At 73.2% G+C, this 15,515-nt stretch carries 14 protein-coding genes and 1 CRISPR repeat array (1 of these 15 cut by a window edge); of the genes, 6 read left to right on the forward strand and 8 right to left on the reverse strand.

Annotated elements, in window-relative coordinates; all coding sequences use genetic code 11:
* Positions 1-58: 58 nt before the first annotated feature.
* Together ACFVNO_RS03960 and ACFVNO_RS03965 are read left to right on the forward strand one after the other, a co-directional pair.
* Complete coding sequence (locus tag ACFVNO_RS03960; protein ID WP_378889014.1) at positions 59-883, forward strand: carbon-nitrogen hydrolase family protein; 825 nt, start codon at positions 59-61, stop codon at positions 881-883.
* Positions 884-944: 61 nt separating this feature from the next.
* The gene (locus ACFVNO_RS03965; protein WP_355262436.1) at positions 945-2,660 is read left to right on the forward strand and encodes an NAD(P)/FAD-dependent oxidoreductase; all 1,716 of its coding nucleotides are present in this window, start codon (positions 945-947) and stop codon (positions 2,658-2,660) included.
* A 151-nt stretch (positions 2,661-2,811) separates the two neighbouring features.
* On the opposite strand, the gene ACFVNO_RS03970 is transcribed toward ACFVNO_RS03965, so the two are convergent.
* From ACFVNO_RS03970 to ACFVNO_RS03995, 6 genes are all read right to left on the reverse strand, one after another.
* A complete protein-coding gene (locus tag ACFVNO_RS03970; protein WP_220565217.1) occupies positions 2,812-3,729 on the reverse strand; it encodes an RNA polymerase sigma-70 factor in 918 nt (305 codons plus the stop codon).
* Entirely contained in the window at positions 3,726-4,919 is a 1,194-nt protein-coding gene (locus ACFVNO_RS03975) for an NAD(P)/FAD-dependent oxidoreductase (protein WP_378889019.1), read from the reverse strand. Before ACFVNO_RS03975 ends, ACFVNO_RS03970 begins: the two co-directional genes overlap by 4 nt.
* A 143-nt stretch (positions 4,920-5,062) precedes the next feature.
* Positions 5,063-5,881: a class I SAM-dependent methyltransferase gene (locus ACFVNO_RS03980; protein ID WP_378889022.1), complete on the reverse strand. Its 819-nt coding sequence runs from the start codon at positions 5,879-5,881 to the stop codon at positions 5,063-5,065.
* Complete coding sequence (locus ACFVNO_RS03985; RefSeq protein ID WP_355262426.1) at positions 5,878-7,194, reverse strand: aspartate aminotransferase family protein; 1,317 nt, start codon at positions 7,192-7,194, stop codon at positions 5,878-5,880. The genes ACFVNO_RS03980 and ACFVNO_RS03985 overlap by 4 nt, the downstream gene beginning before the upstream one ends.
* Positions 7,195-7,198: 4 nt before the next feature.
* Complete coding sequence (locus ACFVNO_RS03990) at positions 7,199-8,296, reverse strand: FAD-dependent oxidoreductase (protein ID WP_355262424.1); 1,098 nt, start codon at positions 8,294-8,296, stop codon at positions 7,199-7,201.
* Entirely contained in the window at positions 8,289-9,596 is a 1,308-nt protein-coding gene (locus ACFVNO_RS03995) for a pyridoxal-phosphate dependent enzyme (protein ID WP_378889026.1), read from the reverse strand. Before ACFVNO_RS03995 ends, ACFVNO_RS03990 begins: the two co-directional genes overlap by 8 nt.
* 189 nt (positions 9,597-9,785) lie before the next feature.
* Here ACFVNO_RS03995 and ACFVNO_RS04000 point away from each other — a divergent pair, with 189 nt between their 5' ends.
* Together ACFVNO_RS04000 and ACFVNO_RS04005 are read left to right on the forward strand one after the other, a co-directional pair.
* The gene (locus tag ACFVNO_RS04000) at positions 9,786-11,060 is read left to right on the forward strand and encodes a phenylacetate--CoA ligase family protein (RefSeq protein ID WP_378889029.1); all 1,275 of its coding nucleotides are present in this window, start codon (positions 9,786-9,788) and stop codon (positions 11,058-11,060) included.
* Between the two features lie 62 nt (positions 11,061-11,122).
* On the forward strand, positions 11,123-12,634 hold the full coding sequence (locus ACFVNO_RS04005) for a class I adenylate-forming enzyme family protein (protein WP_378889032.1): 1,512 nt from the start codon (positions 11,123-11,125) through the stop codon (positions 12,632-12,634).
* A gap of 69 nt (positions 12,635-12,703) precedes the next feature.
* Here ACFVNO_RS04005 and ACFVNO_RS04010 read toward each other — a convergent pair whose 3' ends face one another.
* Complete coding sequence (locus tag ACFVNO_RS04010; protein WP_378889035.1) at positions 12,704-12,874, reverse strand: DUF397 domain-containing protein; 171 nt, start codon at positions 12,872-12,874, stop codon at positions 12,704-12,706.
* Complete coding sequence (locus ACFVNO_RS04015) at positions 12,867-13,676, reverse strand: helix-turn-helix transcriptional regulator (protein WP_355262409.1); 810 nt, start codon at positions 13,674-13,676, stop codon at positions 12,867-12,869. The genes ACFVNO_RS04010 and ACFVNO_RS04015 overlap by 8 nt, the downstream gene beginning before the upstream one ends.
* Before the next feature lie 368 nt (positions 13,677-14,044).
* On the opposite strand from ACFVNO_RS04015, the gene ACFVNO_RS04020 reads away from it, so the two are divergent.
* Together ACFVNO_RS04020 and ACFVNO_RS04025 are read left to right on the forward strand one after the other, a co-directional pair.
* Positions 14,045-14,611, forward strand: coding sequence for a hypothetical protein (locus ACFVNO_RS04020; protein WP_378889038.1), 567 nt, complete (start codon positions 14,045-14,047; stop codon positions 14,609-14,611).
* Positions 14,611-14,871, forward strand: coding sequence for a hypothetical protein (locus ACFVNO_RS04025; RefSeq protein WP_378889041.1), 261 nt, complete (start codon positions 14,611-14,613; stop codon positions 14,869-14,871). Before ACFVNO_RS04020 ends, ACFVNO_RS04025 begins: the two co-directional genes overlap by 1 nt.
* A gap of 488 nt (positions 14,872-15,359) precedes the next feature.
* Positions 15,360-15,515: direct repeats of the CRISPR family, unit length 29 nt; unit sequence GTGAGCCCCGCGCACGCGGGGATGGACCG (it continues 300 nt past the right edge of the window).

Below are 15,515 nucleotides of genomic sequence, written 5' to 3' on the forward strand. Positions count from 1 at the left end.
ACCCCCGACCCCGCGGCGACGGCGCCGCGGACACCAGACCCGAGGGACGGAGGAGCGGATGGCACGGCGGACCCTGCGCGTGGCCCTGGACCAGGGCACCGGCCGCAGCGGCGACCCCGCCGACGCCCTGGCCCGCCTCTCCGACCGGGCGCGCGCCGCCGCCGACGCGGGCGCCGACCTGCTGATCGGCCCCGAGATGTCGCTGACCGGCTACAACATCGGCGCGGACGTCGCCCGCCTGGCCGAGCCCGTCGACGGACGGCTGGCCGCCCAGGTCGCGCGGATCGCCGCCGACACCGGTGTCGCGATCGTCCACGGCTTCCCGGAGCGGGACGGGGACGCGGTGTACAACACCGTCCTGCTCACCGGCCCGGACGGCGCCCGGCTGGCCGCCTACCGCAAGACCCACCTGTTCGGCGACCTCGACCGCGGCGCCTTCGCCCCCGGGGACGCCCCGGTGGTCCAGGCCGACCTGAACGGCGTCCGCCTGGGGCTGCTGGTCTGCTACGACGTCGAGTTCCCCGAGCCCGTGCGCGCCCACGCGCTGGCCGGGACCGAGCTGCTCGTGGTGCCGACCGCCCTCATGCTGCCCTACACCGACGTGCCCGACCGCATCGTCCCGGTGCGGGCGCTGGAGAACCAGATCCACCTGGCGTACGTGAACCGCTGCGACACCGAGGGCGACCTGCGCTACGCGGGCCGCAGCGCCCTCGTCGCCCCCGACGGCACCGAGACCCTGCGCGCCGGGGCCGGCGAGGAGCTGCTCGTCGGCGACGTCGACCTCGGCGCCATCGCCCGCGCCCGCGAGGGGCAGTCCTACCTGGACGACCGCAGGCCGGGGCTGTACGGCTCCCTGAGCCGCGACCGGGCCCGCGCCCGCTAGACCCCTGCGGCCGCTCCCGGCCGCACCGCCACCACCGCCACACCGACCCTGGAGGGGATTCATGACGTCTGCCGTGCCCACGGCCGCCGGCACCGGCCCGGTGCAGGACCCGCCGCTGAACATGTGCGGACCGGACTTCCCGTTCGCCTACGACCGGTACCTCGAGCACCCCGCCGGGCTCGGGCAGATCCCGGCGGAGCGGCTCGGGACCGAGGTGGCGGTCATCGGCGGCGGCCTGTCGGGCATCGTCACCGCCTACGAGCTCATGAAGATGGGGCTGCGGCCGGTCGTGTACGAGGCCGACCGGATCGGCGGCCGCCTGCGCACCGAGCGCTTCCCCGGCGTCGACGAGGAAGAGGTCGTCGCCGAGATGGGGGCCATGCGCTTCCCGCCCTCCTCCACGGCGTTCTGGCACTACGTGGACCGGGTCGGGCTGCGCACCGAGCCGTTCCCCAACCCGCTCGCCCCCACCACCCCCAGCACCGTCGTCGACCTCAAGGGCGAGTCGCACTACGCGACCACCCTGGCCGACCTCCCTGAGGTGTACCGCGAGGTCGCCCGCGCCTGGGAGCGGACCCTGGAGGACGGGGCGCAGCACTCCCGGATGCAGCGCGCCATCCGCGAGCGCGACGTCGCGACCCAGAAGGAGATCTGGAACGAGCTCGTGGAGAAGCTCGACAACCAGACCTTCTACGGATTTTTGTGTGATTCTCCGGCTTTCGCTTCCTTCCGCCACCGTGAGATCTTCGGACAAGTGGGATTCGGCACCGGTGGCTGGGACACCGACTTCCCGAACTCCATCCTGGAGATCCTCCGGGTCACGTACACGGGCGCGGACGACGACCACATGGGCATCATCGGCGGTGTCCAGCAGCTTCCCCAACGGCTCTGGGAGGACGCCCCGGACAAGCTCGTCCACTGGGCGCAGGGCACGACTCTGGCGAAGCTGCACGCGGACGGTCCGCGCCCGGCCGTCACGGCCCTTCGCCGCACCGCGGCGAAGGGCTCGGCGGCGGGCAACATCACCGTGACGGACGCGTCGGGCTCCACCCGCACCTACGCCGCGGCGGTGTTCACCGCGCAGAGCTGGATGATGCTGTCCAAGGTCGACTGCGACGAGTCGCTGCTGCCGATCGACCACTGGACCGCGATCGAGCGCACCCACTACATGGAGTCCTCCAAGCTGTTCGTGCCGGTGGACCGGCCGTTCTGGAAGGACAAGGACCCCGAGACCGGGCGCGACGTCATGAGCATGACGCTCACCGACCGGATGACCCGCGGCACCTACCTGCTGGAGGGGCCGGACCCCGACGGGCCCGCCGCCATCTGCATGTCGTACACCTGGTGCGACGACTCGCTGAAGTGGCTGCCGCTGTCCCCGAACGAGCGCCTGGAGGTCATGCTGGCCTCGCTCGCCAAGGTGTACCCGGGCGTGGACATCCGCTCGCACATCACCGGCGACCCGGTCACGGTGTCGTGGGAGGACGAGCCGTACTTCATGGGCGCCTTCAAGGCCAACCTGCCGGGGCACTACCGGTACCAGCGCCGCCTGTTCACGCACTTCGCGCAGGACTCGCTGCCGGAGGAGTACCGCGGACTGTTCCTGGCCGGCGACGACGTGTCCTGGACGGCCGGCTGGGCCGAGGGCGCGGTGCAGACGGCGCTCAACGCCGTGTGGGGGGTGATGCACCACCTCGGTGGCGCCACCGACCCGACGAACCCGGGCCCGGGCGACGAGTTCGACGAACTCGCGCCGGTGGCCCTGCCCGAAGGCTGAGGTCAGGGGAGACCTCTGCGACAGGACCGGTGGGCGCGCGGAACCGCGAACCCCGCGCGCCCGCGCACCGGTCCGTCGCGAGCCGATGGGAACGTGCACCCCGGGGCTATGGGGATGGCCCCGGGGTGTCCCCGTGCCCGGACCCGGCCGCTCAGCGCAGGGTGAGCGGGGTCTCGGAGTCCAGACGGGTGAGCTTCTCCGGATTGCGGACGTAGTACAGGCCGGTGATCAGGCCGCCCTCGACGCGGGCCGCCATGATCCCGTCGAACTCGCCGTCCAGGTGGATGGCCAGCGCGGGGTGGCCGTTGACCATCGTGGCCCTGCCGGTGACCGCCGAGCCGACCTTGCGCAGGCCCCCCATGGTCGCCCGGACCACCCGGTCGGCGCCGACGATCGCGTTCGGCACGGCCCGCTTGATGCCGCCGCCGTCGCCCACGAGGACGACGTCGGGGGCGAGCACGTCCATCAGGCCCTGGAGGTCCCCGGTCTCGAAGGCACGCCGGAACGAGTCCAGCACCGCCCGACCCTGGTCGGGCGCGACCGTCTCGCGCGGGCGGCGGGCGTCCACGTGGCGCCGGGCCCGGTGGGAGATCTGGCGGACCGCCGCCGACGTCTTCCCGACGGCCGCCGCGATCTCGTCGTAGCCGAGGCCGAAGGCCTCCCGCAGCACGAACACGGCGCGCTCGGTGGGCGACAGCGTCTCCAGGACCAGCATGAGCGCCATCGACACGCTCTCGGCGAGCTCGACGTCCTCGGCCACGTCGGGCGAGGTGAGGAGGGGTTCGGGCAGCCAGTTGCCGACGTAGGACTCGCGGCGGCGCTTGAGCGTGCGCAGGCGGTTCAGGGCCTGGCGGGTGGTGATCCGGACCAGGTAGGCGCGCGGTTCGCGGACCTGCTCCCGGTCGACCTCGGCCCAGCGCAGCCAGGTCTCCTGGAGGACGTCCTCGGCGTCGGCGGCGGAGCCGAGCATCTCGTAGGCGACCGTGAACAGCAGGTTGCGGTGGGAGACGAAGTCCTCCGTCGCCGGATCGGCCCGCCGCTCCCGCCCGGTGTCCTCCACGGTCCTCATCCCTTCACGGGCTCGGTGGCGGATCGCTGCCGGAGCAGGCGCTCGCGGTGGCCGCCGTCCCCGAACCGCACCCGGCGCTCGCCGGGCCTGCGCGCCTCGTCGGACAGCTGCCCGACGATGCCCCGGCAGATGAACTCCTTGATCCTCCCACCGGCCCGGCCGGAGATGTGGGCTCCGCGGGCTACGTCGTTGCGGTGGGCGATCTGGAAGATACCGGTACGGCGGCCGAGGCTGATGCACTGGGCGGCGAACATGACGGTCAGGGGCTCGGGCGCCCGCCCCTCGATCCGGGCGAGCACCGTGTCGGCGGCCTGCGGGCCGGACTGGACGGCCGCCTGGCAGCTCATCCGGACGGGGAGGCCCGACGGCGCGGCGGCGTCGCCGGTGGCGACGATGTGCGGGCTGTCGAGGCTGGTGTAGGTCTCGTCGGTGAGCAGGCGGCCCTCGGCGTCGGTGCTCAGGCCGCTGTCGCGGGCCAGGCGCGGGACGGAGAAGCCGGCGGCCCACACGGTGACCGCGCTGGGCAGTTCCCGGCCGTCGGCGAGGCGGACGGAGGCGTCGGTCACGGCGGTCACCCGGGAGCCGGGGCCGTCGAGGACGGTGACGCCCAGGGCCGCGAGGCGGCGGGCGACCGAACGGCGGCCGCGCGGGTGCAGGTAGGGGCCGAGCAGGCCGCCGCAGGCCAGGGTGACGGGGTGCCCGGTGGCCTCGGCCAGCTCGGCGGCGGCCTCGATCCCCGTGGGGCCGCCGCCGACCACGGTGACGGGCGCCGCCGCCGGGGCCGCGTCCAGGACCCGCTTCAGGGCGCGGGCCTCCTCCAGGCTGGCGAGGGGGTGCGCGAACTCGGCGGCGCCGGGGACGCCGGCTACGGCGCTGGAGCTGCCGACGGCGTAGACGAGGTGGTCGTAGTGGAGCGGATCCCCTGAGGCCAGTTCGACGGTGCGCGCGGCCGCGTCGATCCGCGTGGCCGTGTCGACCACCAGCCCGACGGCGGGGGCGAGCACGTCGGCGTAGTCGACGACGGCCCCGTGGGTGTCGGCGGCCAGCTGGTGCAGGCGGATGCGGTCGACGAAGGCGGGTCGCGGGTTGACCAGGGTGACGGCGAGGTCGGTGCGCCGGGTGAGGCGGTTGGCGGCGAGGACGCCGGAGTATCCGCCGCCGATGACGACGACTCGGGTGTTCGCGGTCATGGTGTCTCCTCCGTTTTCAGCGGGTCGACCACAGGACACCGGCGGCCCGCGGTCTGTGACACCGTGCCGGGGGATCCGCGGCACCGGACCGGAAAAAGGGACGGGGGCGGCGCCACGCCGCCCCCGCCCCGCCGGGCCCGGAGTCACATCCCGGGGCCGCCGGGACGCGTGCCCACCGCGAAGCGGGTGCGGGCCGTCGCCCGCAGGCCCTCCCGGGTCACCGCGGGTTCGAGGAGGGCGAAGGCCCTCTCCCGGAACTCCTCCAGCAGGTCGGCCGGCAGCCGCTCGTAGAAGGCCCGGAAACCGGTGGTCCAGGTCCACTCCCACCAGGCGGCGGTGTCGGCGAAGACGAACGCCGACTCCTCCTCCACCACCCGCACGCCGGTGAACCCCGCCTCGGCGAGCAGCCCCCCGGCGTTCATGTCGAAGTCCGGCCTACGCGCGGCCGCCGGACCGGCGCGCAGCGCGACGGACCGGAACAGGTCCGACATGGCCGCGCGGTCCCCCGGCATGAGCTGCTCCACCGGAACGGAGACCCCGCACCGCCCGCCGGGGCGCAGCGCGCGCAGGAAGCCGCGTGCCGCGGACCCCGGGTCGGGCATGAGGAACAGCGCGAACGCGCACAGCACCCTGTCGTAGGAGCCTTCGGCGACGGTGAGCGCCTGGGCGTCCATCCGGGCCGCCGTGGCGTTCGCCGTGCCCCGCCCGGCGATGTCGGCGGCCAGCTGCGCGACCATGCCCTCGGACAGGTCCACCCCGTGCACGGCACCCGCCGGGCCCACCCGCTCGGCCGCCGGGAACAGGCAGGCCCCGCGGCCCGCGGCCACGTCGAGCACGCGCTCCCCCGGCAGGGGGTCGACCAGGTCGACCAGGCGGTACCCCAGTACGGCGAAGTGGCCGACGTGCGGGTCGTATCCGGCGGCGCACCTGTCGTACACGGAGTCCCACGTGGTTGTGGTCATCGGCGCCGCTCCCCCCGCGCCAGTTCCGCCAGCCCCTCCGAGACCGTCTCGGCGACCGTGTCGATGTCCTGCCGGGTGTGCGCGGTGCTCAGGAACCAGGGCTCGGCGGGCACGGGGTGGAAGTACACGCCCCGGCGCTGGCAGGCCGTCTGGAGGAGCCGGTGCCCGGCCTCGTCCACCTCGCCGGTCGCGGGGTCGGTGAGCGCCACCGACATCATCGAGCCGACCCGGCCGATCCGCGCGGTGCGCCCGGCGCCGTCGACGGCCTCGCGCACCCGCGCCTCGGCGTGGGCGCCGATCCCGTCCAGTTCGGTGTACAGCGCCCCCGCCGACCGGATCTTGGCCAGCGTCGCGGCCACCGCCCGCAGGGCCGCGTGGTTGCCCGAGTAGACCCCGGCGTGGAACGCCTCGTACCGGGCCAGCGGCTCCATCACCTCGCGCGACCCCCCGAAGGCCGCGACGGGGAACCCGCCGCCCATCGCCTTGGACACCACGGTCAGGTCGGGCACGACGCCGTACAGCTCCTGGCCGCCGCCCCGGGCGACCCGGAAGCCGGTGATCACCTCGTCGAAGACCAGCAGTGCGCCGTGCTCGCCGGTCAGGCGGCGCAGCAGCTCCAGGAAGCCGGCGTCGGGCACGACCACGCCGTCGTTGGCCAGGACCGGCTCGCACATCACCGCGGCCAGTTCGGCCCCGTGGTCGGCGAACACCTTCTCCACCGCTGCCGCGTCGTTCCAGGGGGCCTGGAGGGTGTGCTCCATCGCCTCCGGGATCATCCCCGCAGCCCCCGGGGCGGGTCGGCGGCCGTCGCCCCCGCGCGACCGCAGGAGCGTCTCGCTCCAGCCGTGGTAGTGGCCCTCGAAGGTCAGCACGAGGGTCCGGCCGGTGACCGCGCGCGCGAGGCGCACCGCCGACATCAGCGCCTCGGTGCCGGAGTTGGCGAACCGGAGCCGTTCGACGCCGGGCACCAGCTCCGCCACCAGCCCCGCCGCCTCCCGGTCGATCCGGTGCGGCAGCCCGGTCATGTGCCCGCGGCCGAACTGGGCGGCGATCTGCGCGGTCACGTCCGGGTCGGCGTAGCCGAACAGGTGGGGGCCGTAGCCCATGTTGACGTCGATGAGCTCGTTGCCCTCGATGTCGCGGACCCGGCAGCCGGAGGCCGAGTCCACGACGATCGGCTCGATGATCCCGCGGGCCCGCATGTTGCTGCTGACGCCGCCCGCCACGAACCCGTGGAGGTCGGCGTAGGCGGCCTGGTTGGACAGTCCCGTCCTGGGGCCGTCGATGGTGGTCATCATGGTCCTTTCCGTCACGTGGTCAAGGTGTCGCCATGGAGTGGAACCGGTCGGGGGAGAAGGGGGTGAGCAGGTCCGGGCGCCGTCCCGAGGAGATCTCGTCCGCGACCAGGCGGCCCAGGAGCGCTCCGAGCGTGGCACCGCTGTGCGTGACGGCCTCGTAGTAGCCGGGCACGGCGTCCAGGAAGCCCACGCTGGAGCCCCCGTCCGCCGGGAAGGCCCTGATGCCGACGCGGACCGCGGTGGGCCGGGTGCCGCGCAGGGCGGGCAGGACGCGGCCCGCCCGCTCGATCAGGTCCCGGACGGGGGAGTCGAGCGGTTCCCCGGACGGCCCGGCCAGCCGGGCGTCGACCCCGTCCGAGCGGACCCGCACGCCGTCGGGGCCGGCGGGCCGGACGCTGACGTCCGGGCCGAGCAGCATGGCGTCCACGCCGCCGGGCAGGGGCAGGTCCGCCAGCAGCCCCGGGGTGGGGGCCAGGGCCAGAGGGCCGCCGACGAGGCCGGCGACCTCCTCGGCCCCCGCGCCCGCCGCGTTGACCACCGTCCCGGCGTCCACCCGGCCGCCGTCGGCCAGGGCGACGCCGCACACCGCGCCCGCGGCGTCGGTGAGGATCCGTTCGACACGCGCCCCGAACCGGACCTCGGCCCCCTCCCGCCGGGCCCGGTCGACCATCCACCCGGCCATGGCCGGCAGGTCGACCCAGCCCTCGTCGGGCAGCCGCACGACACGGGGGGACAGGGCGGCGCGGTCGACACCGCGCGGGACGGCGGGCGCCTCCGGTGCGACCTCCTCCGCCGCGTAGCCCCACTGCCGCGCCCGGGCCAGGTCGGCGTCCAGGCGGTCGGGGTCCCGCGCCCAGAGCAGGGTCGGGCAGGGGTGGAACCCGGGCGCCCCCTGGGCGCCGATCCGGTGGAGTTCGCGCAGGCCCGCGTGGTTCAGGTCGAAGTAGGCCCGGGGCGGCTTGCCGAAAGCGGTGGCGCGCGAGAACGAGGCGGCGCTGGCCGCCGTCGCGGGTGCGGGCGCGGCCTCCAGCACCCGCACGCGCGCCCCCGCCAGCGTGAGGTTCCAGGCCACCGAGGCGCCGATGATCCCCGCGCCGACGACCACGACGTCACACATGCGCCCGCTCCGTTCCGGCCGCCGCGGGGACGGGGCCGTCCTCCCAGGACACCGGGCCCCGCGGCCAGTCCGCGGGCACGTTCCGGACCCGCTCGGGCGTCGCCCAGCCGGTGCGGTCGCCGCCGGTGAGGTTGACCAGGACCACGTCGTCCGCGGCGATCTCCCCCTCCCGGCGCATCTTCACCGCGCCGGCGAGGGCGGTCGCGCTCGCGTGGCACACGCGCAGGCCCTCGGTCTCCTCCAGCAGGTCGCGGGCCGCGTTGATCTCGGCCTCGCTCACGGAGGTGATCCGGCCGCCGCTGCTCCGGCAGACCTCGCGGATGTAGGGGTAGGTGCGGGTGGGGTCGCCGCGCAGGATGGCCTCGGCCGGCCCCTGCGGGTCGTGCACGATGTGCCGCGGGGCGATGGACTCGGCCCCCTCCGCGTAGGCGCGGGCCATGGGGGCGCATCCGGCCTGCTGCACGGCCGTGAACCTCGGCACGCGGGAGAGCCGCCCCAGCATCCGGTACTCCAGGGCGCCCTTGTAGGCGCCCAGGAGGCCCATGCCGCTGCTGACGGCCTGGAACACGTGGTCGGGCTCGGCGTCCATCTGGTCGAAGGCCTCCAGGTAGGCCAGTTTCAGGCCCTCCCTGCGGGCGACGTTGAAGAACCCGCCCTCGGTGAACGCGCCGGTCCGCAGGGCGAAGCGCCGGGCGGCCCGGCCGGCCTCGACGAAGTCGCCGTCGACCAGGTAGGTGGTGACCGAGGGGTGGTCGGTGTAGTTGAGCCGGTGCCGGAAGCGCCGGCCGCAGAACAGGGCGAGTTCGACGCCCTCCAGGGACTGCACGCCGTGGGCGTAGGCCGTGGAGCTGTTGCCCGTGGACGCCATGACGAACCGCCGCACGCCGAGTTCGGCGAGCCTGGAAAGGCCGACGGAGGCGATGCGGTCCTTGGTGCTCCGGGTGGGGTTCTCGCTCTCGTTCTTCAGTATGATTCTGGACATCCCTATTCGTTCGCCCAGTTTCTCCGCGGTGAAGCAGGGGGTGTTGCCCTCGCCGAGCCATTTGAGGGAATTGCGGTCGCGGACGGGCAGGAGATCGAAATACCTCTGGAGGGGGTTTTCTCCTTTTTTGGGAGGGCTCTCGGCCGTGGACACGGACGCCAGGTCGTGGACGGCGTCGATCGCTCCGTCGCAGGTCGGACAGCGGTGGGCCGCCTCATCGGGGGACGGGTCTCCGCACAGTACGCACATCAGTGTGAATCCGCCGGGCGTCGCGGGCGCGCGCTCCATCAGCGTCTCGTAGCGCAGGGCCGGGCTCATGGGTCCCTTTCGATCGAGGGTCGGGCGGGCATGCCGAGTGCATTGTTTCCCCGCCTGTCGCCGGGGGAACCACCTTTCTGAAAATTTTTATTTCCGTGCCCGGGCGGGCCGGAAAATCGGAAGAGAGCTGGTTGATTCGGTATGTCGGTTGATTTTCTCTCCCCTGGAGAATGGTCTGGTTTCGACGGCTTGCGGAAGGTCTGGGAGGACCGGCTGCCCGAGGCGCTGGCCAGGGCGTCCCGCAGCGACTTCTACCGGCCCCGCCTGGAGGGCCGGGTGTCGCGCACGGGCCCCGACGACCTGGCCGTGCTGCCCCTGACCACCAAGGACGACCTGCGGGCGGGCTACCCCTTCGGCATGCTCGCCGTCCCGCGCCGGAGGGTGGTCTCCTACCACGAGTCCAGCGGCACGTCGGCGGGCCGGACCACGGCGTCGTTCCACACGGAGGCGGACTGGGAGGAGATGCTCGACCGCTTCCGCCGGGGTCGGACGTCCCTGGGGCCGGACGACACCGTGCTGGTCCGGGTGCCCTACGCGATGGTCACCATCGGCCACCAGGTCCACGCCGCGGCCAGGGCGGCGGGGGCGATGGTGGTCCCGGCGGACGCGCGCTCGACCGCGATGACCTACCGCCGGGTGCTCGGGCTGCTGCGCGACCTGGAGGTGACCGTCGCCGCCGCGCTGCCGACCGAGCCGCTACTGTGGGCCGCCTGCGCGCGCGAGACGGGCGGGTCGCCCCGCGAGCACGCCCCCCACCTGCGCACCCTGATCGCCACCGGGGAGCCGCTGAGCGACGCCCGCAGGAACCGGATCGGCGAGCTGTGGGGCTGCGACATCGTCGTCAGCTACGGCAACTCCGAGTGCGGCTCCAGCCTGGCGGGCGAGTGCCCCGAGGGCACCCTGCACCTGTGGGCGGACCGCTACCTGCCCGAGGTGCTCGACCCCGCCACGGGGCGCACCACCCGGGAGGGGAACGGCCGCCTGGTCGTGACCACGCTGTACCGCGAGGCCATGCCGCTGGTGCGCTACGACACCGGCGACGCGGTGGAGCTGTCCTACGGGGAGTGCCCGTGCGGGTGGGCGCTGCCCCGGATCCGGGTGCTGGGGCGCTGGGACCAGGGGGTCGAGGTGGGCGGCCGGACCGTGTTCGGCTCGCAGGTGGAGGAGGTCGTGTTCGGCCTGCCCGCCCGCCTGGGGGCGCTCATGTGGCGGGCGCGGACGCACGGGGGGCGCCTGCACGTGCGAATCGAGGTTCCGGAGCCGGACGCCGCGGAGGCGGTCGCCGTGCTGACCGGGGACCTGGACGCGGCCTTCGGGCCGGGGTGCCGGGTCGAGGCCGTGCCCCTGGGGACGCTGGTGCCCCTCGACGAGCTGACCCGCGCCTCGCACGTCGCCAAGCCCCGCTACCTCTCGGCCGCCGAGGAGGACACGGGGCTCGCCTACCCGGCCCCGGCGGCCCCCTGACCGACCACCGGGAGCGGTGAGAGGCGACAAGTGAGAAGCGAGAAGTCGGAGAGGACGAGAAGATGACCCCTGTACTGGAGGCCCTCGCCGCAGCGCGGGACCGGCGGGCCCTGCACGACCCCCGGGATACGTTCACGGCGGGAGAGGCTCTGGACACCGTGTACCGGCTCGCCCGGGCCCTGGCGGAGTACGGCCACGGCCCGGGGCGGGTCGTGGCCCTGGTCGGACCCATCAGCGCCCGGATGTACCTGGTGTCCCTCGCCGCCCAGGTCACCGGCGGGGCGCAGGTGGAGATCCCCGTCGCGATGCCCGCGCGCGACCAGGCCGCCCTGGTCCAGCGGTGTAGGGCGGACCTCGTGGTCGTGGACCCCGACGCGGCCGACGCGTCGGCGGTCGAGGGGCCGGGGGTCCGGGTGCTGGCGCTGGCGCCCTCGCCGTCCGGCGAGGACCTGTTCGCCGCGGCCGAGAGGTGCTCGGCCCGGCCGCTCGCCCCGCGGTTCCGGAGCGGGGACCCCAGTCGCATCTCCCTGACCGGCGGGACCACGGGCCGCGCCAAGCCCGTTCTGCGCCGGTACCGGGCGCCGGTCCACACCCGGTCGCCGTGGGCGCGCCACCTGGGGCAGGACGGGACGGGGCCGCGGCGCGTGCTCAAGACGGAGCGCCTCACCGGGCTGGGGAGGACCCTGGGCGACGTGGCCGTGACCTGTGGCGCGGAGCTCGTAACGCTCCCGGTGTTCGACCCGTCGGAGGTGCTGGCCGTCATCCGGGGGAGGGGGATCACGCATCTGCTCCTCGCCCCGCACCAGCTGCGCCTGCTGCTGGACCTTCCGGAGACGGCGGGGGCGGACCTGTCGTCCCTGCGCTGTGTCGTCACCGCGACGGCAGCGGCCAGCCCGGCGCTGCTGCGCCGGGCGGTGGAGAGGCTCGGGCCGATCGTGCACGCCACCTATGGGCAGACGGAGGCGGGGCACATCTGCTGGCTGGAACCGGAGGACTATGCGAGGACCGGGCCCGCGGCGTCGTACGGGTGCGGGAGGCCCATCCCGGGGGCGCAGGTCCGGATCCGCGACGAGGGGGGTGCGGACTTGGCGGCCGGTGAGCGCGGGCGGGTGTGGGTGCGCACCCCCTTTTTGATGGACGAGTACCTGGACATGCCGGAGGACACCGCGCGGGTGCTGCGTGAGGGGTGGCTGGACACCGGTGATGTCGGGTTCTTGAACGAGGAGGGGTTCCTGACCCTGCTGGGGCGCTCGACCGACGCCATGGTGGTCGGGGGAGAGGTCGTCTATTCGGCCGAGGTGGACGCGCTCGTCCAGGAGCACCCGGCGGTGGAGGACTCGGTCACGTTCGACGTGCCGGGGGAGGGGGGAGCGAGCCTGCACACGGCCGTGGTGCTGCGGGGGGAGGGTGAGGGGGACGTTGGGGAGGACGAACTGAGGGCGCTGGTGGCCGCGCGGCTGCCTGAGACCCACGTGCCGTCGTCGTTCCGGCTCGTGTCCCGGATCCCGCTGACGTACGCCCATGAGCCGTGCTGGGACACCCTGCGTGCGGGGGAGGTGGCCCGGACCCGCTGAGGGGAGGGGGTCGCTGAGAAGGTGGGGACCGGCCCCGCCGAGGGTTGATAGGTGGGGCCGGTCCGGGTGCTAGTTCGCGGGGAGCGCCCGCAGGAGCGCGGTCCACTCCCCGGCGGTGAAGCCGAGGTGCCCCAGTTCCCGGTTCTGTGTGTCCCGCACCAGGGTCGACTCGCCTTCTCGAACCTCCACGCAGTTCTGCGCTCCCGAGCTGTAGCTGGACTTATGCCACTGCTCACTCATACTTGTCTCGCATCTCCTTCAAGAAGGCCACCGACTGGAGTGGTGATCTCGCGGTTGCCTGCAATCTACTGAACAGCATCCCGAACTGACGCACGTCCTGCGGAACGTCGGTGTTCTGAGCGCCATAGATGGACTCCACGTGCACCAGCTCGGGGGCTGCCGGGGACGCTATCAGCACGAACGGCCCGTCCAACCCGGCATGGGGTAGCTGGTCCCATCCGTGCATCTGCAACATGACTCTGCCTCGTTCGGCAAGTCCGATGAGAACATCGATCTGGTCCCGCATGATCTTTGGGGGGCCGACCGGGCGGATCACGGCAACGTCATCGAGCACCACATGGTATTGAGGGCCACCGTCGCGAAGGATCCTGGCACCCCATTGGATCCGCTTTCGAACGCGTTCCTCGACCTCCTCCGGAGATAGCCAAGGGGCTCCCGACGTGATGATCGTCTTTGCATAGTCGGGATGCTGCATCCTGCCGGGTACCAGGCTGTTGTGGTACTCCCGGATCATCTCTGCTTCTGCTTGGAGCTCGTGGAGTTGCCCCAGCCAATCCACATGTTCTGGCTGGTAGATCTCTTCGTGCAACCGGGTCAGGCGCTTGTTCGCGCCAAGGAAGGCATCCACGGTCTGAACCTTGGACGCGTCTAGTTTGCGGCGACCATTTTCTATATGCGAGATATGTCCGACTGAGCAGTTGAGGTGCCTGGCAAGGGATGCCTGCTGCTTGCCTGCACGTTTCCGTGCTCGCATGAGAGCTTGCCCAAAACGGACATCCGAGGGGTTCCTCTCGTCCTTCATGCCCATCATGAAACCAAAGAGTGGCCTGGAAGTCTACGAAAAGTTGTCATTATTTGCGGGCAAGTATGCGGTAGTGGTCGGCTTCTTTTCGGCGCTTTGAATTCGCTCGGCCAGCTGGAATGTTATGGGCAGCGGGTCAGCCTCCTGTGGGCCGGGCTGACTGTTCGCTACGCCTGCCCTGTCGCCATGCCTGATCACAGGCCATCGGCAGGAGACCGGGCGCAGGAAAAGCGAAGCGCCCTGGGCCGTTCGCGGCGGCTCCAGGGCGCGTGTCCCTACCAGGCATGTACCTATCGAGGTGAGACGGAATGCAGTGTATCGCCGGGGAACACGCCCCTCCGAGGGGTGACGCGACCACGATCACGGTGGTGCGTGGACGGTCCGGAGTGCGCCACCTGCGCCCGGCCGAACTCACGGCCGTGCGGCGCAAGGCACGCGCGGCCTTCGCCCTGAACCACGGCGGAGCGGGCGGCGACCTGCTCTCCCCGGAGTTCTCCCCGCTGTTCACCCGCCCGCACCCGGGCCGGCGGACACCGGTCCCGCATGTGTCCCCGCCCCGCCCGGCCGGGGCCGGCCGCCCCACCACCGGCCGGGTGATCCCCCTTCGCCCCGATCTCGTGGGCTGGACCCGACCCCTGACCGGTGGAAGTCCCCTTCACCTGCTCCCGGGGCGCGGACGCCACCACCGGCCGGAGTCCCCGGTCCGCCCGACCCTGGCGGACTACACCCACCGCACCCCGGCACCGCCTTCCACCGGCCGGCGGACCACCACCCTGGTCGGACGTGAGGCCCCGCCTCCGGCCTCCGTCCCGGAGCGGCGGCCCACCGTCCGGCGCCGCGCGTCCCGGGTCCGCGCCTACGTCGCGCACCCTGCGGGCGACCTGGCCCCGCTCACCCTCGCGGTCCGCGCCTACCTGGCCAAGGGGGTGCGGTGATGCTCGTCGGGGACATCAACATCACGGACCTGTTCGACGCCATCGGGGACGCCCTGGCCCTGCCGCCCGCCGCGACCCCGGACGGGGAGGCCGCCCGCGCCTCCCTCCTCGGGCGGCGCATCGCCGCCGTCTGCGCGGCGGTCGCCCACGTCCGCACCACGGGCGACCCGGTCGAGGCCATCGGCATCCTCGACGCGGCGGTGGAGGAGCACCCGGCCGACTACGCCCTCCGGTCCCCGCGCCCGAGGAGCGCGCCGTGATCCCGCGGCCCTGCGGGGAGACCTCGCTGAACAGCGGCGGGTTCCGGCGCACCTGCGTCCTCGACTCCGACCATCCGGGAGACCACGAGGACCTCGACGGCCGGACCTGGCAGCCTCCGGGGGCTGTCTTGGCCCGCCTGCGCGCAGCCTGGGGCGACACCCACCGCATCGCCTGGACCGGTTCGCTCTGGGTCGCGGTCCACCGCGACCCCGCCGCCTCCTGGCGCACGCATGTCGAACCCACACCGGCCCAACTCGAAGACCGCCTCCGCCGACACACGGCACCACGTGCCGAGCCTCGGCCGTGCCGGTAGCCCGACTCTGAGGCAGGGGCCGTGTCGTGTCTGCGGCCCCTGCCTCCGTTCGTCCGCGTGCGTTGCCTTGCTTGAGTACTCAAGCCGCCACGTGCCACAGTGGACGAGGCTGCGGGCCCTCCTGAGGCTAGTTAACGCGGGGATAACGCCCCGTGTTTTCCCAGGTCGCGAACTGTGAGCCCCGCGCACGCGGGGATGGACCGCCGCCGCTCCTGGGTCGGACACACCAGAGCTGGTGAGCCCCGCGCACGCGGGGATGGACCGTGGTGCGCCGTAACGTCGGCAAGAGCCCCGATGTGAGCCCCGCGCACGCGGGGATGGACCGCGGAG

The sequence above is a fragment of the Nocardiopsis sp. NPDC057823 genome (assembly GCF_042797335.1).
GTDB classification, from domain to species: Bacteria; Actinomycetota; Actinomycetes; order Streptosporangiales; family Streptosporangiaceae; genus Nocardiopsis; species Nocardiopsis changdeensis.

Bases quoted from the DNA above. Each gene is read 5' to 3' on its own strand.
- ACFVNO_RS03980 (WP_378889022.1), bottom strand. From the start codon at position 5,881: ATGACCACAACCACGTGGGACTCCGTGTACGACAGGTGCGCCGCCGGA.
- ACFVNO_RS03970 (WP_220565217.1), bottom strand. From the start codon at position 3,729: ATGAGGACCGTGGAGGACACCGGGCGGGAGCGGCGGGCCGATCCGGCG.
- ACFVNO_RS04010 (WP_378889035.1), bottom strand. From the start codon at position 12,874: ATGAGTGAGCAGTGGCATAAGTCCAGCTACAGCTCGGGAGCGCAGAAC.
- ACFVNO_RS04005 (WP_378889032.1), top strand. From the start codon at position 11,123: ATGACCCCTGTACTGGAGGCCCTCGCCGCAGCGCGGGACCGGCGGGCC.
- ACFVNO_RS03990 (WP_355262424.1), bottom strand. From the start codon at position 8,296: ATGTGTGACGTCGTGGTCGTCGGCGCGGGGATCATCGGCGCCTCGGTG.
- ACFVNO_RS03995 (WP_378889026.1), bottom strand. From the start codon at position 9,596: ATGAGCCCGGCCCTGCGCTACGAGACGCTGATGGAGCGCGCGCCCGCG.
- ACFVNO_RS04015 (WP_355262409.1), bottom strand. From the start codon at position 13,676: ATGAAGGACGAGAGGAACCCCTCGGATGTCCGTTTTGGGCAAGCTCTC.
- ACFVNO_RS03965 (WP_355262436.1), top strand. From the start codon at position 945: ATGACGTCTGCCGTGCCCACGGCCGCCGGCACCGGCCCGGTGCAGGAC.
- ACFVNO_RS04025 (WP_378889041.1), top strand. From the start codon at position 14,611: ATGCTCGTCGGGGACATCAACATCACGGACCTGTTCGACGCCATCGGG.
- ACFVNO_RS03960 (WP_378889014.1), top strand. From the start codon at position 59: ATGGCACGGCGGACCCTGCGCGTGGCCCTGGACCAGGGCACCGGCCGC.
- ACFVNO_RS03975 (WP_378889019.1), bottom strand. From the start codon at position 4,919: ATGACCGCGAACACCCGAGTCGTCGTCATCGGCGGCGGATACTCCGGC.